A 13,840-nucleotide genomic window follows, 5' to 3' on the forward strand; every position below is an offset into this window, starting at 1 on the left:
GGCCGTGGCCTCGCCGATGCCCGAGGAAGCGCCGGTGATCAGCACCGTGCGCCCGGCGAGCGGGCTCGCGCCGCCGGTGACGGTGCGGACCGCCCGGGCCACGGCGGCGCGCGGGCTGCGGGCGAGGAGACCGAGGGCGCTCATGGCGTCAAGGTAACGGATCGTTCAGGGACGGGCGGCGGCGACCGCGGCGAGGAGCGCGGCGCCGTACCCGACCCGGCTGGCCAGCGCCCGGGCCTGGTCCAGGGCCGCGCGGTCGGGCGGCGGACCGTCGCCGAGCACGGCGCGGTGCTCGACCCGCCCGGCGTAGTCGTTCCTCCCGCCCAGCCGTACGCCGAGCGCGCCCGCGAACGCCGCCTCCACCGGCCCGGCGTTGGGGCTCGGGTGCCCGGCGGCGTCGCGCCGCCAGGTTCGGGCAGCGGCGCGTGGGTCGGGGCCGAGCAGGGTGGCGAGGGCGGCGCTGAGCCGGGAGCCCGGCAGGTTCACCAGGTCGTCGAAGCGGGCCGCAGCCCAGCCGAACCGCTCGTAGCGGGGGCTGCGGTGCCCGACCATCGCGTCCAGCGTGTTGGCCGCTCGGTAGCCCAGCAGGCCGGGGACCCCCGCGACCGCGCCCCAGACCAGTGGCGCGACGACCGCGTCCGAGGTGTTCTCCGCCAGCGACTCCAAGGTCGCGCGGACCACCTCTGCCTCGTCCAGCCGGGAGGTGTCCCGGCCGACCAGGTGGGTCAGCCTGCTGACGCGCAGCAGGGAGGTCGCCGGCCGCGAGCAGCCGGGAGACCTCTGCCGCCTCGCGGTCCAGCGAGGTGCCGCCGAGGACCACCCAGGTCGCGACGGCCGTGGCGAGGGTGCGGGGGAGCGCCCGCTCCGCCACGAGGCCCAGGACGACGGCGCCGCCGACCAGCGTGGCGACGTACCGGACGCCGGCGGGGCGGTCGTCGCTCCAGGCCCGGCGCTCCAGGGCGGTGGCCACCTGGCCGAAGCCGGCGACGGGGTGCAGGCGCCGCGGATCGGCGAGGAGCCGGTCCGCGGCGTACCCGAGCAGCAGCCCGGCCGCGCGCGCCTTCAGAGGCTCGCGGCGAGCGCGCGGCGCGCGGTGTCCGCGGCGACGCGGTCGTAGAGCCGGCCGATCAGTGCCGTCAGCCCGACCCCGATCGTCGCCCAGAGCGCGACGAGGGTGATCAGCGAGGAGCGGCGGAAGTACCAGAGCGTGTCGGCGGGGAAGTCGCCGGGTCTCGTTGACGGTCGGCAGCAGCAGTGCCGCGACGCTCACCACGAGGACGTAGATCGCCGCGCCGATCAACGCCGTCGTCCAGCCGTCGAAGCGGCCGAGCAGGCGGTTGGCGAGCACGACCACCGCGATGATCGTGAGCACGGAGACCAGCAGCAGCCCGAAGTACGACGCCGTCCGGCCGCCGATCGTGTCGCCGCTGCCGACGGCGGGAGGCGTGGCGGGGTACTTCGCGAACGGCACCAGGGCCACCGCGACGAAGCCCAGCAGCGCCACCAGCGCGGTCGACCCGCGGGCGGACAGGCTCCCGAGGCGGCCGAGCACGGCCGCCGCCGCGAGCGCGGTCAGCCCGCCGAGCGCGGCGCCGATCGCGAGCGTGCCGGTGAGCAGGCCCCACGACTTCTGGTTCTCACGGGAGACCTCGACCATCCCGGACTGGTCCTGCTCGTCGGCCTTCTCGTGCTCGGCGTGGGCCGGCTCGTCGGCCTGCGCCTGGGCGGCGTTGGCCTCCTCGATGCCGATGGCGTCGTCGACGTAGGGCTCACCGAAGGCGAAGGCCACCACGAAGGCGATCAGGCCGGCCGCCGGGCCGACGGCGAGGCCGCGCAGCAGGAAGGCGGCCGGGCTGAGGACAGACTCGTCCCTCGACGCGGTCACGGCCGCGGCTCAGTGGCAGGGGTAGCCGAGCAGGTGGCGCGCGTCGTGCACCCACTCGTGGACGGCGTTGCCGGCGGGCAGCGAGAGCGCGCCCTGGTCGGCGCTGACGAAGAAGATCGCCAGCATCGCGAGCAGTCCGAAGAAGACGACCCAGGTGCCCAGACTTCAGCAGCGGGACGACCGGGACGGTGACGACCGCGGTGGGGGTGGCGGTGGTCTGCGACATGTGTGCCTCCTCAGGGATTCTGCGTCCCTGTCGTACGGATGGGTTGCACACCGTCGGGTCTGACTCCACCGCCGCACGGGCGGTGTCACAGTAGCGCGACTGTGCCGGACTCTCACCGGCTTCCTCGGGCGTGCAGGCCGAGCCTAGGGCATGGTGTGGGTCGAGGGACAGAGGGAGCGCGGGCGTGGACAGGATGCCTAGGCTCGGGCCATGACCATCGCCTCGGACCTGGTCCTGCTGACGCTCGATCCCACCACCGGGCGCAGCCTGCTCGGATCCACCGCCACGGTTCCCGTGCTGGGCGGCGCGGTCCTCGTGGACCTCGTGCTCGCCGAGCGGTGCGCTGTCGAGGGAGACCCCAAGTGGGCCAAGGCGCGCCTGCTCAGCGGCGCGCCGCTCGGCAGCGCACCGCACGACCGGGCACTGACCCGGCTCAAGCCCGGCAGCGAGGTCCGGGTGCGCAACCTCGTGCCGAGGATCGGCAAGCGGGTGCGCGAGGACGTGCTCGACCAGGCTCGCCGCCGAGCAGGCGGTGACCGCACGCAAGGAGCGGCTGCTCGGCATCCTCCCCGTCACCCGGTACGACGTCCGCGACAGCGCGCGGCGTGACGGGCTCCTCGCCGAGGTCCGCGCCGTGCTGGCGGGGGCGACGCCCGACGAGCGCACCGGCCCCCTGGTGGGCCTGCTCCACGCGGGCGACGTGGTGAAGCACCTCGTGCCGAAGGGCCAGCGCCGCGACGCGCAGCGCCGGGCGAAGGACGTCGCGGCGGGCGACTGGGCAGGTACGGCGGCGAAGGCCGCGGTGACGGCGGCGACCGCGGCGATCAGCGCTGCGGCGATGGTGGCGGCGACGGGGGGCGGGGCCGCGTCCTCCTGAGCGCGTCGATCAGCCGGTCGGTCACCTCCGGGCGGCGGACCGCGATCCGGACCCAGCCGCCGTCGAGTCCGGGAAAGGTGTCGGCGCGGCGGACGGCGATGCCCTCGTCGCGCAGTGCGTCGTGGACGCCCGCACCGACCCGGGCGAGCACGAAGGACGCGGTCGAGGGCAGGTGCTCGATGCCGAGGTCGGCGAGTCCCTTCTCCAGGTGCTCGCGGCCGTCGCGGATCTCCTCCGCGCGGCGCCGCGCCTCGGTCACCGCCGCGGGGGAGGTGCAGGCCACGACGGCGGCCGCGGCCGTGCTGCCGACCGACCAGGGGGTCTGGTTGAGGGCGAGCCCGGCGACGACGAGGGCGTCCCCGACGACGTACCCGGCGCGGATGCCGGGGATGCCCCAGTGCTTGGTCAGCGAGCGGACGACCACCAGCCCCGGCAGCCGTACGCCGGCCAGCGACTCCCGCTCGCCCGGCACGCAGTCCATGAACGCCTCGTCGACCACCACCACCCGGCCGCGCCGCAGCAGCGGGCGGATCGCCTCGGCGGGGTGCAGCACGCCGGTCGGGTTCGTGGGGTTCCCGAGCACGACGAGGTCCGCCTCGTCGGGCACCAGGGCCGGGTCGAGCACGAACGGCGGGGGCAGGACCAGCGAGCGGACCCGGCAACCGGCCTGCTCCAGCGCGGCGTGCGGCTCGGTGAACTGCGGGTGCACGACGACCGGGTGCCGCCACGGTCGCAGCCGGGCCACCAGGGTGAACACCTCGGCCGCGCCGGCGGTGACCAGGACCCCGTCGACGGGCCGACCGTGGTGGGCGGCGACGGCCGCCTGCGCGCGGCTCGCGTCCGGGTAGGCGCCGACCTCGTCGAGCGAGGCACGCAGGGCCTCGTCGAGCCAGCGCGGTCGCGGTCCGTCGTACACGTTGACGGCGAGGTCGAGGTCCGCGCTGCGGGCCTCGACGTCGCCGTGGTGGCGCAGCGGGTCATCCACGGTGCACCGCCTCGGCGAAGCGGGCGGCGAGCCTGCGGATGGCCGGCCCAGTGCGTGTGCAGGTACGACGCGTGCAGGGTCGGCGTCGCGAAGCCGACGTCGACGCCGTCGATGCGCCAGGCGGCACCCCCGGCACCCCCGGCGCCCCCGGCACTCGCCGGGGTGACCGTGGTGCGGTGGAACTCGTGCCCGGTCACCCTCTCCCCGGCGCGGGTGAGCAGGCTGTCGCCCGGGCCGGTGGCCTCGGGGTAGCGCAGGGTGAGCCGGGCGGTCATCGCGGCGTCGGCGTCGAGCACGCCGGCCATGGGCACGCCGTCGAGGGTCCGGCACAGGTAGAGCAGGCCCGCGCACTCGGCCACCGTCGGCAGCCCGTCGAGCACGGCCGTGCGGATCTCGGCGAGCAGCGCGGTGTTCGCGGACAGGTCGGCGGCGTGCACCTCCGGGAAGCCGCCGCCGAGGTAGAGCCCGGCCGTGCCGTCGGGCAGCGCGCTGTCGTGCGCGGGGTCGAAGGGGGCGACGTCGCAGCCGTGGGCCGCCAGCAGACTCGGCCGTCTCGGCGTACTGGAAGGTGAAGGCGCGGCCCGCGGCCACGGCGACCGTACGACGCGCGCCGGCCCGGGCCGGTGGCGGCGACCACGGCTCGACGTCGAGCGCCGACGCCGAGCGGGCGATGCCGAGCACCGCGTCGAGGTCCACGTGCTCGGCGACCACCTCGGCCAGCCGGGCGACCACGGACTCGGACTCGCCGCGCTCGGCGGCGGTGACCAGGCCGAGGTGGCGCGAGGGCGTCGCGATGGACGCGTCGCGGGGGATGACGCCCAGCACAGGTACCGAGAGGGAGGAGCGCACCTCCTCAGCGTGCCTCACCGAGCCGGCCTGGTTCAGGATCACGCCCGCCACCTGGACGCCCGGGTCCCAGGTGGACATCCCGTGGACGAGTGCGCCGATGGTGCGCGAGGAGCGGGAGATGTCGACGACGAGCACCACCGGGGAGCGGGTCAGCGCGGCGACGTGGGCGGTCGAGGAGAAGCCGTCGCCGCCGATCCGTCCGTCGAAGAGGCCCATCACGCCCTCGATCACCGCGACGTCGACGCCCCGGGCGCCGTGTCGCAGCAGGGGGGCGACGAGCGGCTCCCCGACCAGGTGCGGGTCGAGGTTGCGGCCGGGGCGCCCGCAGGCGAGCGCGTGGTAGCCGGGGTCGATGTAGTCGGGGCCGACCTTGTGCCCGCTCACCTCGTGCCCGGCCCGGCGCAGCGCGGCCATCAGGCCGGTGGCCACCGTCGTCTTGCCCTGGCCGGTGGCCGGAGCGGCGACGACGAGCCGGGGAAGGGCTACCACTCGATGCCCTTCTGGCCCTTCTGGCCCAGGTCCATCGGGTGCTTGACCTTGGTCATCTCGGTGACCAGGTCGGCGGCCTCGACCAGCCTTCGGGTCCGCGCGGCGGCCGGTGATCACGACGTGCTGGTGGCCGGGGCGGTTGGCCAGGGTCTCGATCACGTCGTCGACGTCCACCCAGCCCCAGTTGATCGGGTAGGTGAACTCGTCGAGCAGGTAGAGGTCGTGCTCCTCGGCGGCGATCCGGCGCTTGATCTCGGCCCAGCCCTCCGCGGCGTCGGCGGCGTGGTCCTCCTCGGACCCCGCCTTGCGCGACCAGGACCAGCCCGAGCCCATCTTGTGCCACTCGATGCTGCCCCGGTCGGTGGGCAGGTGCTCGAAGGCGGTCTGCTCGCCCAGGCGCCACTTCGCGGACTTCACGAACTGGAAGATGCCGATGCTCCAGCCCTGGTTCCACCCGCGCAGCGCGAGGCCGAAGGCCGCGGTGGACTTCCCCTTGCCGTCGCCGGTGTGCACCATCACCAATGGCCGGTTGCGGCGCTGGCGGGTGGTCAGCCCGTCCTGCGGTACGACGAGCGGCTTGCCCTCAGGCATGGTGGTCCTCCCAGCGGTCGTGGTGGATCGCGTCGGCGAGCGGCCGGCGGGCGCGCCAGCCGTGCCGCTCCAGGTCGGGCACGGTCTCCAGGTGGCTGACGGTGCCCAGGCACAGCCAGGCGACCGGGCGCACGTCGGCGGGGATGGCGAGCAGGTCGCGCAGGAACTCCTCGCGGTAGAACGACACCCAGCCGACCCCGAGCCCCTCCGCGGTCGCGGCGAGCCAGAGGTTCTGGATCGCGAGCACCGTGGAGTAGAGCCCGGCGTCGGCGATCGCGTGCCGGCCGAGCACGTGCTGCCCGCCGCGGGCCTGGCTGTGCGTGACGACGACGCCCAGCGAGGACTCGCAGATCCCCTCGACCTTGATCCGGTCGAAGGTGGCGCGCCGCTCGGGCGGCAGGCTCGCGGCGAAGGTGTCCCGCTCGGTCGCGACGTGGTCCCGGAAGCCCTCGCGCAGGCCGGCGTCGCGGACGACGACGAAGTCCCACGGCTGGCTCATCCCCACGCTCGGGGCCCGGTGGGCGGCACCGAGGACCCGCAGCAGCACCTCCTCGTCCACCGGGGCCCCGGTGAACTCGGCGCGCACGTCGCGGCGGCGCTCGATGACGTCGTACAGGTCGGCGGCGAGGGTGCTCATGCGGCCCGCCGGGCGGCGTCGACGAGAGCCTCGGCGCTGACCTCGCCGATCGGGACGTGCTCGGCGCCCAGGTGCTCGGCGAGGACGGAGGCCAGGCCCATCCGCATCGGGCCGGACTCGCAGTCCACGACGACGACCGTGGTGCCGGACTCGGCGAGCAGGCCCGCGGCGGCGCGCGATCGGGCGACCGCGTCGGCACCCGAGGTGGCGCGGCCGTCGGTGACGACGACGAGCAGGGCGCGGCGCTGCGGGTCGCGGGTGCGCTCGACGGCGAGCAGGTGCGCGGCCTCCAGCAGACCCTCGGCGAGCGGCGTGCGGCCACCGGCCGGCACCTCCTCGAGGCGCTGGGCGGCCGCGTCCACGGAGTGCGTCGGCGGCAGGGCCACCTCGGCGCCGCTGCCGCGGAAGGTCACCAGGCCGACCTTGTCGCGACGCTGGTAGGCGTCGAGCAGCAGGCTCAGCACGGCTGTCTTGACCTGCTCCATCCGCTTGCGCGCGGCCATCGAGCCGGACGCGTCGACGCAGAAGAGCACCAGGTTCGACTCCCGGCCCTCCCGTACGGCGACCCGCAGGTCCGCCGGCCGGAGCAGCAGCCGGCCGCCGGTGCGCCCCCGGACGCCCTGGTGCGGCGCGGCGGCGCGAATGGTCTCGGTCAGGTGGATCGCCCCCGCGCGGTCCCCGGTCGGCAGGCTCGCGCCGATCCGCCGGCCGTTGCTGGTGCGGGCGCGGCTGCGCCGTCCGGCCGTGCCCGAGCCGACGCCCCGGACCGCCAGCAAGCGGGTCCGGTACGTCTGGCCCGCCCCCACCGTCGAGTGGGGACTTTCCCCCGTCGAGTTGGTGGTTTCCTCCGTCGAGTTGGGGGTTTCCCCGGTCGAGTTGGGGGTTTCCTCCGTCGACTTGGGGGCTTCCGACATCGAGTCGGAGCCGTCGGGCTGAGGGCCGTCCGGGCCGTCCGGGCCGGGGCCGTCCGAGTCAGGGCCGTCCGGACCGGGGCCGTCGGGCTCGGGGTCCGTCGGGTCCTCGGGAGGCAGGCTCGTCGTCGCCGAGCGCCTGGTCGAGCAGGTCCTCGTCGAGGCCCGGCGCGTCGAACGGCTTGCGCCGCCGGCGGTGCGGCAGGGCCAGCGTGGCAGCGACCCGGATGTCGTCGAGGATCACCTGCGAGCGGCCCGCCCAGGCGGCGTGCGCGACGGCGGTCCGGGCGGTGACGATGTCGGCGCGCAGGCCGTCGACGTCGAAGGCCGCGCACACCTCGGCGATCTTGAGCAGCGCAGCGTCGGTCAGCCGGACGCTGCCGACGAGGGCCTGGGCGTCGGCGATCCGCTGCCGCAGCGCCGCCTCGGCGTCGGCGTAGGTGGCGGCGAAGGTGGTGGGATCGGCGTCGTACGCCATCCGGCGGCGGACCACCTCGGCCCGCAGCGCCGGGTCGCGCGGGGCGGTGACCTCGACGGTGAGCCCGAACCGGTCGAGCAGGCTGCGGGCGCAGCTCGCCCTCCTCGGGGTTCATCGTGCCGACGAGGACGAAGCGGGCGGCGTGCTCGACGGAGACCCCGTCGCGCTCGACGGTCGAGCGGCCCATGGCGGCGGCGTCGAGCAGCAGGTCGACGAGGTGGTCGTGCAGGAGGTTGACCTCGTCGACGTACAGGATCCCGCGGTGGGCGCGGGCCAGCAGCCCGGGCTCGTACTCCGCCTTGCCCTCGGACAGCGCGCGCTCCAGGTGCAGCGAGCCGAGGACGCGGTCCTCGGTCGCGCCGACGGGCAGGCTCGACCAGGCGCACCGGCCGGGTCTCGGTCGGCGCGTCGGGGCCGAACGGGCCGTCCGGCGAGGTCCCGGGGTCGGCGGGGTCGGAGGAGAACCGGTCGCCGGCGACGACCTCGATCGGCGGCAGCACCGCGGCGAGCGCGCGCACGATGGTGGACTTGGCGGTGCCCTTCTCACCGCGGACCAGGACGCCGCCGACCTCGGGGGCGATGGTGGTCAGGATCAGCGCGAGGGCCATCGGGTCGGGGCCCTCGGGACCGTCGGCGCCGACGACCGCGCTGAACGGGAAGTGCCGGTTCTCGGGGGGCTGGCTCATCGCAGACGTGCCTTCCGTTGCACTCGTTCGGTGGAGTAGAGGTAGGACTCGGAGTCGGAGCGCTGGTCGTCGGCGGCCAGCGCCGGGCCGACGAGGATCACCGCGGCCTGCCGCAGCCCCGCGTCCTCGACCAGGCCGGCGATGGTGGCGACGGTGCCGCGCAGGACCAGGCTCCTCCGGCTGGCTCGCACGGGAGACCACCGCGACCGGGCAGTCCTCGCCGTAGTGCCCGGCGAGACTCGGCCATCAGGCTCCCGGGTGCGGGTGATGGCGAGGTGCAGGACGAGCGTGGCCCCCGTCGCGGCGTACGCCGCCAGGGACTCCCGCTCCGGCATCGCCGTCGAGCGCGCCTGGGTGCGGGTGAGCACGACCGACTGCGTGACCAGCGGCACGGTCGACTCGCGACCGACGGCGGCCGCGGCGGCGGCGTAGGCGGGTACGCCGGGCGTCACGTCCCAGGCTCACCCCGGCCGCGTCGAGGCGGCGGGTCTGCTCGTGCAGCGCGGAGTAGAGCGACGGGTCGCCGGAGGTCAGCCGGACGACGTCCTGCCCGGCGGCGTGTGCCTCGAGGAGGACTGCGGTGATCCGGTCGAGGTCGAGTCTCCTGGGTGTCGACGAGCCGTGCCTCGGGCCGGCAGTGCGAGAGCACGGCGGCGTCGAGGTAGGTGCCCGGGTAGAGCACGACGTCCGCACTGCTCAACAGGGTCGCCGCGCGCAGGGTGATCAGGTCGGCGGCGCCGGGACCGGCCCCCACGAAGTGCACGGTCATCGGGACTCCTTGGTCCAGGCCCACTGCACGACGGCACGAGCCGGGGTCCACCCGGTGAACCGCCCGCCGAGCGGGGTCACGTGCTCGATCGCGAGCCGGGTCAGGCTCGCCGCCGTGGGCGTGGAAGGCCTCGACCAGCAGCGCCTCGGTCTCCAGGGTCACCCCGTGGACCACCAGTCGCCCGTGCGGCGCGAGTCGATCGCGGCACAGGCTCGAGCAGGCCGGGCGCGGTGGCACCGCCGCCGACGAAGACCGCGTCCGGCCGGGGCAGGTCGGCGAGGGCGTCGGGTGCGTGGCCGGTCACCACCCGCAGCCGCGGTACGCCGAACGTCCCGGCGTTGCGCGCGATGCGCTCCGCCCGCTCGGGGTCCGCCTCCACCGCCACGGCGGCGGTGCGCGGGTGGGCGCGCAGCCACTCGATGCCGATCGAGCCGGCACCCGCGCCGACGTCCCAGAGCAGGCTGGCCGGGGCGGGGCGCGAGCCGGGAGAGGGCGCTGGCGCGGACGTCGCGCTTGGTGAGCCTGGCCGTCGTGCTCGAAGGCCTCGTCGGGCAGGCCCGGCGCCCAGGACGCGAAGCCGTCGCCCGCGACCTCGATCGCGAGCACGTGCAGGCGGGGGACCGGGCACGGGTAGGTGCCCCGGGACTCCTCGGGCCCACCCAGGTCCCCGAGCACCTCGATCGTGCTCGCCCCGAAGCCGGCGCCGGACAGCAGCGCGGCCACGGTCGCCGGTGTGTGCTCGTCCGAGGAGAGCACGAGCAGCCGGGCGCCGGCGACCAACTCGCGCCGCAGCGCCGCCACGTCTCGACCGACCAGGGACACGAGCGTCGACTCCTCGGCGGACCAGCCCATCCGGGCCCGGGCCAGGGCGACCGACGACACCGCCGGGACGACCGTCACCGCGTCCGGGCCGAGCAGCCGGACCAGGGTGCTGCCGATCCCGGACACCAGCGGGTCGCCGGAGGCGAGGGCGACGATCCGTCGGCCGTCGTACTCACCGAGGAAGGTGGCGAGCGAGGACAGCGGACGGGGCCAGGCGGCCCGGACCTGTCCGGCGACGGCCGGGACGAGGGCGAGGTGCCGCTCGCCGCCGAGCAGCACCTCGGCGTCCTCGACCAGGCCGCGCGCCGCGGGCGGGAGGTGGCCGTCGGCGCCGATGCCGACGACGGTGATCCTCAGTCCACCCATCGGGGCGTCCAGACGGTGCCGCCGGGCTCCACGCGGGTCGCCGAGGCGCCGACGATGAGCAGGCACTTCATGTCGATGCTGTCGGTGTCGAGCGCGCCGAGGGTGGTGACGCTCAGGGACTCCTCGGCCCGGCCGACGTCGCGGCCCACCACCACGACGGTGTCGGGGGAGCGGTGCTCGAGCAGGATCTTCTGCATCTCCACGACCTGCTCGCGGCGCGAGCGCGAGGCGGGGTTGTAGACGCCGAGCACCAGGTCGGCCTCCGCGATCAGCCGCAACCGCCGCTCGACGACCGCCCACGGCTTGAGCCGGTCGGACAGGCTCATCACCGCGAAGTCCGCGCCGATCGGGGCGCCCGCCCGCGCGGCCACCGCCTGGATCGCGCTGACTCCGGGCAGCACCCGCACCGGTACGTCGGCGTACGCCGGGTCGGCCGCCGCCTCGAAGACCGCCGCCGCCATCCCGAACACCCCGGCATCGCCGCCGGAGACCACCGCGACCCGCTCGCCCTGCAGGGCGAGGTCGAGCGCGAAGCGGGCACGGTCCACCTCGACGGTGTTGCCCGAGGCGTGCCGCTGGAGCCCGGGGCGCTGCGGCACCCGGTTGACGTACGGCGCATAGCCGACCACGTGCGACACCTCGGCCAGCGCGGCGGAGGCCTCCGGGGTCAGCCAGCCCTCGGGCCCCGGGCCGAGGCCGACGACGAGCAGGCTCGGCGACGGCCGGCTCCGCGGCGGTGACCTCGGACGCCACCTCGGCACCGGTGCGCAGCCGTGCCGCCGACGAGGGCCGCGCGGAGTCGCCGGGCACCACGACCAGGGAGAAGTAGGGGACCGAGTCCGCGTCCACCTCGGCCACCGGTAGCCAGCGCTCCTCGGGCTGTGAGGCGCGCTCGACGTAGAGCGCGCCGTCGAGCCGGCCGGCCTGCTCCAGCGCCGAGCGGACCGCGGGGAAGGTGCGGCCGAGCCTTCATGATCACCGCGCCGTCGGTGTCGGCGAGGCGGCGGGCCAGACTCGGGCTCGGGCAGGGTGCCGGGGAGCACGGTGAGGACGTCGTTCTGCCGCACCAGGGCGGCGGGCACGGTCGCGGTCGCGGCCGCGAAGGCGGGCACGCCCGGGACGACCTCGACCGGGAAGCGGTCCCGGAAGCGGTCGAGGAGGTACATCGAGGAGCCGTAGAACAGCGGGTCGCCCTCGGCGAGCAGGACCACGTCGCGGCCGGCGTCGAGGTGGGCGGCCAGCCGGGCCTCGCAGTCGTCGTAGAAGTCGGCCAGCGCGCCGACGTACCCACCGGGGTGGTCGGTGGTGCCGGTCGTGACCGGGTAGCGCAGGCTCCTCCTCGACGGCGTCCGCCGGGATCAGGTGCGCCGCGATCCGGCGGGCGTGCGACTCCTTGCGGACCCCGGCGTGGAAGGCGACCACGGCGGCGGCGCCGACCAGGCGCTCGGCCTTGCGGGTGATCGACTCGGGGTCGCCGGGACCGATGCCGACGACGTGGAAGTGCCCGGTCATTCCGCCTCCTGGGCGAGCGCGTTGACAGCCGACGATGCCATGGCCGAGCCGCCGCGACGACCGCGCACGGTGACGAACGGGATGTCGATGCCGTGCTTGTCGGCGAAGGCCGCGAGCGCGTCCTTCGACTCGGCGGCACCGATGAAGCCGACCGGGCAGCCGACGATCGCGGCCGGGCGCGGAGCGCCGTCGAGGATCATCTCGAGCAGGTGGAAGAGCGCGGTCGGAGCGTTGCCGATCGCGACCACCGCCCCCTCCAGGTAGGGCGTCCACAGGGAGACCGCGGCGGCGGTGCGGGTCGTGGACCACTCCTTCGCCAGCGCCGGGACCCGCTCGTCGGTGAGGAAGCAGTGCACCGGGTTGTCCGCGGGCAGCCGCCCGGCGGTGATGCCCATCGCGACCATCCGGGCGTCGCACAGGATCGGCGCGCCCGCGGCCAGCGCGGCCCGGCCGGCCTCGGCGAGGCGGGGGTGGACGACGAGGTCGCGGACCAGGTCGGTCTGCCCGCTGCCGTGGATCATCCGGACGGCGACCTTCTCCGCGTCCGCCGGCACCCCGGACAGGTCGGACTCGCGGCGGATCGTCGCGAAGGAGTCGACGTAGATCGCCGGGCCGTCGGCGATGTAGTCGTACCGACGCGGGGGAGCGGTCAGGTCGGTCATGGGGTCTCCTCGGGGAGCGGCTCGGGGATCAGCACGCCGTGCCACGGGGTCACGACGACGGTCTCGGCTCGCCACGCGGCGAGGTCGGCGGAGGACAGCCCGTCGTCGCCGACAGGGACGTGCTCGCCGCCGGGCACCGCACCGAAAGGCAGCGGCTCGCTGCGCACGTCCGCGCCGGGCCGCGGGTCTCGGAGCGGGGCCAGGGAAGCGGGCAGGCTCGGCCACGTGCCAGGCCGCCGCGGGGCCGGTGCCGCGGGCGACCAGGAAGTCCCGGGCCAGGCCGGCGAGGGCGTCCGCGGCCCCGGCCAGCGTGACCACCTCGCCCCAGCCCTCGCCGACGCGGGAGCCTGCGCGGTCTGCGCGTCGAGCGCCACCAGGCCGAGGTCCTTGTGCCGCTCGGCGAGGTCGCCGCGGCCGTCGTCGAGGGTGAACAGGAAGCGCCCCGGCAGACCCGCCAGCGCCTCGTCGCCGAGCAGGACGGCGTCGAGCGCGGTCACCACGGGGCGCAGGTCGGCGCGCCCGCCGGCGTACCCGGTCTGCGGGGAGGCCAGCACGTTGCGGATCCGGTCGTGCGCCCGCGAGGGCAGCAGGCCGGTCGCCTCCAGGGCGTCGAGCGCCTCGTCGGCGAGCCGGTCACCGGCCAGCGGCATGGCGCGGACCTGGAGGTTCGCGCGGCCGGTGACCCGCACCCGCCCGTCGCCGTAGGTCGCCGCGACCTCCGCCAGCGCGCGCAGCGCGGACAGCGCGACCCGGCCACCGGGCACGCGGATCCGCACCAGGCCGCCGTCGTCGGCGGGCCACGGGTGCACGATGCCCGGGCACCGGTCCGGTCGGCTGCGCGCCATCTGTGGTCCTTCGAGGCCGGGGATCCTCGCGATCTCCCCTCACGACCTCGCGAGCGGTACGTCGCAAGGGCCAGCAGGTCTTCGGACTCGGGATCATCCGGTGCGGAGCGTCTTCCCAGGCCCCGGAGGGTCCAGTGACGTCGTGCTCCGCCCGTCACCCACACCGCTGCGCGTCAGTCCCGGACTCGCACCGGGTTCCCTGACCTCCGGGGAGGTCGACTGGCACCGGCAGACTACCAACGGCCCCGCT

The 13,840-nt window shown here is 75.7% G+C and carries 15 protein-coding genes, 8 pseudogenes and 2 riboswitches; of the genes and pseudogenes, 3 read left to right on the top strand and 20 right to left on the bottom strand.

Annotated features, from left to right (window positions below; all coding sequences use genetic code 11):
* Window positions 1-16 precede the first annotated feature (16 nt).
* On the top strand, window positions 17-157 hold the full coding sequence (locus tag G5V59_RS00645; RefSeq protein ID WP_278255255.1) for a hypothetical protein: 141 nt from the start codon (window positions 17-19) through the stop codon (window positions 155-157).
* Between the two features lie 8 nt (window positions 158-165).
* On the opposite strand, the gene G5V59_RS00650 is transcribed toward G5V59_RS00645, so the two are convergent.
* From G5V59_RS00650 to G5V59_RS35405, 3 genes and pseudogenes are all read right to left on the bottom strand, one after another.
* Window positions 166-681 carry a cobalamin biosynthesis protein gene (locus G5V59_RS00650; protein ID WP_278259543.1) on the bottom strand — a complete coding sequence of 172 codons (516 nt, stop codon included), beginning with the start codon at window positions 679-681 and terminating at the stop codon, window positions 166-168.
* A 109-nt stretch (window positions 682-790) separates the two neighbouring features.
* Window positions 791-1,885: pseudogene (locus tag G5V59_RS00655) on the bottom strand (CbtA family protein); the annotation flags it as partial.
* On the bottom strand, window positions 1,770-2,111 hold the full coding sequence (locus G5V59_RS35405) for a hypothetical protein (protein ID WP_341350805.1): 342 nt from the start codon (window positions 2,109-2,111) through the stop codon (window positions 1,770-1,772). The gene G5V59_RS35405 and the pseudogene G5V59_RS00655, both read right to left, overlap by 116 nt.
* A gap of 57 nt (window positions 2,112-2,168) precedes the next feature.
* Window positions 2,169-2,235, bottom strand: a riboswitch (cobalamin riboswitch).
* A gap of 86 nt (window positions 2,236-2,321) precedes the next feature.
* On the opposite strand from G5V59_RS35405, the gene G5V59_RS00665 reads away from it, so the two are divergent.
* Window positions 2,322-2,720: a GPP34 family phosphoprotein gene (locus G5V59_RS00665; protein WP_278255257.1), complete on the top strand. Its 399-nt coding sequence runs from the start codon at window positions 2,322-2,324 to the stop codon at window positions 2,718-2,720.
* Window positions 2,644-2,988 carry a GPP34 family phosphoprotein gene (locus G5V59_RS00670; RefSeq protein ID WP_278255258.1) on the top strand — a complete coding sequence of 115 codons (345 nt, stop codon included), beginning with the start codon at window positions 2,644-2,646 and terminating at the stop codon, window positions 2,986-2,988. The genes G5V59_RS00665 and G5V59_RS00670 overlap by 77 nt, the downstream gene beginning before the upstream one ends.
* Here the strand turns inward: G5V59_RS00670 and cobC are convergent.
* The 17 genes and pseudogenes from cobC to G5V59_RS00755 all read right to left on the bottom strand — a co-directional run bounded on the left by cobC (window position 2,936) and on the right by G5V59_RS00755 (window position 13,590).
* Window positions 2,936-3,973 (bottom strand): Rv2231c family pyridoxal phosphate-dependent protein CobC, encoded by a 1,038-nt coding sequence (gene cobC, locus G5V59_RS00675; protein WP_278259544.1) that lies wholly within the window; start codon window positions 3,971-3,973, stop codon window positions 2,936-2,938. The two genes, G5V59_RS00670 and cobC, sit on opposite strands and share 53 nt — an antisense overlap.
* A gap of 98 nt (window positions 3,974-4,071) precedes the next feature.
* A pseudogene (locus G5V59_RS00680) lies at window positions 4,072-4,515 on the bottom strand (cobyrinic acid a,c-diamide synthase); the annotation flags it as partial.
* A gap of 61 nt (window positions 4,516-4,576) precedes the next feature.
* A pseudogene (locus G5V59_RS00685) lies at window positions 4,577-5,359 on the bottom strand (cobyrinate a,c-diamide synthase); the annotation flags it as partial.
* Window positions 5,305-5,902, bottom strand: a pseudogene (cobO, locus tag G5V59_RS00690) (cob(I)yrinic acid a,c-diamide adenosyltransferase). The pseudogenes G5V59_RS00685 and cobO, both read right to left, overlap by 55 nt.
* A complete protein-coding gene (gene bluB, locus G5V59_RS00695; protein WP_278255259.1) occupies window positions 5,895-6,539 on the bottom strand; it encodes a 5,6-dimethylbenzimidazole synthase in 645 nt (214 codons plus the stop codon). Before bluB ends, cobO begins: the two are co-directional and overlap by 8 nt.
* Window positions 6,536-7,315 carry a VWA domain-containing protein gene (locus tag G5V59_RS00700; RefSeq protein WP_278255260.1) on the bottom strand — a complete coding sequence of 260 codons (780 nt, stop codon included), beginning with the start codon at window positions 7,313-7,315 and terminating at the stop codon, window positions 6,536-6,538. Before G5V59_RS00700 ends, bluB begins: the two co-directional genes overlap by 4 nt.
* A 196-nt stretch (window positions 7,316-7,511) precedes the next feature.
* Window positions 7,512-7,928, bottom strand: coding sequence for a hypothetical protein (locus G5V59_RS00705; protein WP_278255261.1), 417 nt, complete (start codon window positions 7,926-7,928; stop codon window positions 7,512-7,514).
* Between the two features lie 160 nt (window positions 7,929-8,088).
* A pseudogene (locus tag G5V59_RS00710) lies at window positions 8,089-8,475 on the bottom strand (hypothetical protein); the annotation flags it as partial.
* A 135-nt stretch (window positions 8,476-8,610) separates the two neighbouring features.
* Window positions 8,611-9,066, bottom strand: a complete 456-nt coding sequence (locus tag G5V59_RS00715; protein ID WP_278255262.1) for a hypothetical protein — start codon at window positions 9,064-9,066, stop codon at window positions 8,611-8,613.
* A gap of 70 nt (window positions 9,067-9,136) precedes the next feature.
* Window positions 9,137-9,307: pseudogene (locus G5V59_RS35410) on the bottom strand (hypothetical protein); the annotation flags it as partial.
* Window positions 9,255-9,383: pseudogene (locus G5V59_RS00725) on the bottom strand (SAM-dependent methyltransferase); the annotation flags it as partial. The pseudogenes G5V59_RS35410 and G5V59_RS00725, both read right to left, overlap by 53 nt.
* Window positions 9,384-9,483: 100 nt before the next feature.
* Window positions 9,484-9,687, bottom strand: a complete 204-nt coding sequence (locus tag G5V59_RS00730) for a hypothetical protein (protein WP_278255263.1) — start codon at window positions 9,685-9,687, stop codon at window positions 9,484-9,486.
* On the bottom strand, window positions 9,684-10,571 hold the full coding sequence (gene cbiE / locus G5V59_RS00735) for a precorrin-6y C5,15-methyltransferase (decarboxylating) subunit CbiE (RefSeq protein WP_278255264.1): 888 nt from the start codon (window positions 10,569-10,571) through the stop codon (window positions 9,684-9,686). The genes G5V59_RS00730 and cbiE overlap by 4 nt, the downstream gene beginning before the upstream one ends.
* Entirely contained in the window at window positions 10,559-11,902 is a 1,344-nt protein-coding gene (cobJ, locus tag G5V59_RS00740; protein ID WP_341351110.1) for a precorrin-3B C(17)-methyltransferase, read from the bottom strand. Before cobJ ends, cbiE begins: the two co-directional genes overlap by 13 nt.
* A gap of 43 nt (window positions 11,903-11,945) precedes the next feature.
* Window positions 11,946-12,083: pseudogene (locus tag G5V59_RS00745) on the bottom strand (SAM-dependent methyltransferase); the annotation flags it as partial.
* Complete coding sequence (locus G5V59_RS00750) at window positions 12,080-12,745, bottom strand: precorrin-8X methylmutase (RefSeq protein WP_278255265.1); 666 nt, start codon at window positions 12,743-12,745, stop codon at window positions 12,080-12,082. The gene G5V59_RS00750 and the pseudogene G5V59_RS00745, both read right to left, overlap by 4 nt.
* Complete coding sequence (locus G5V59_RS00755) at window positions 12,742-13,590, bottom strand: nitrite reductase (protein WP_278255266.1); 849 nt, start codon at window positions 13,588-13,590, stop codon at window positions 12,742-12,744. The genes G5V59_RS00750 and G5V59_RS00755 overlap by 4 nt, the downstream gene beginning before the upstream one ends.
* A gap of 54 nt (window positions 13,591-13,644) precedes the next feature.
* Window positions 13,645-13,829: riboswitch (cobalamin riboswitch) on the bottom strand.
* Window positions 13,830-13,840: the final 11 nt, after the last annotated feature.

It is taken from the genome of Nocardioides convexus (genome assembly GCF_011090295.1).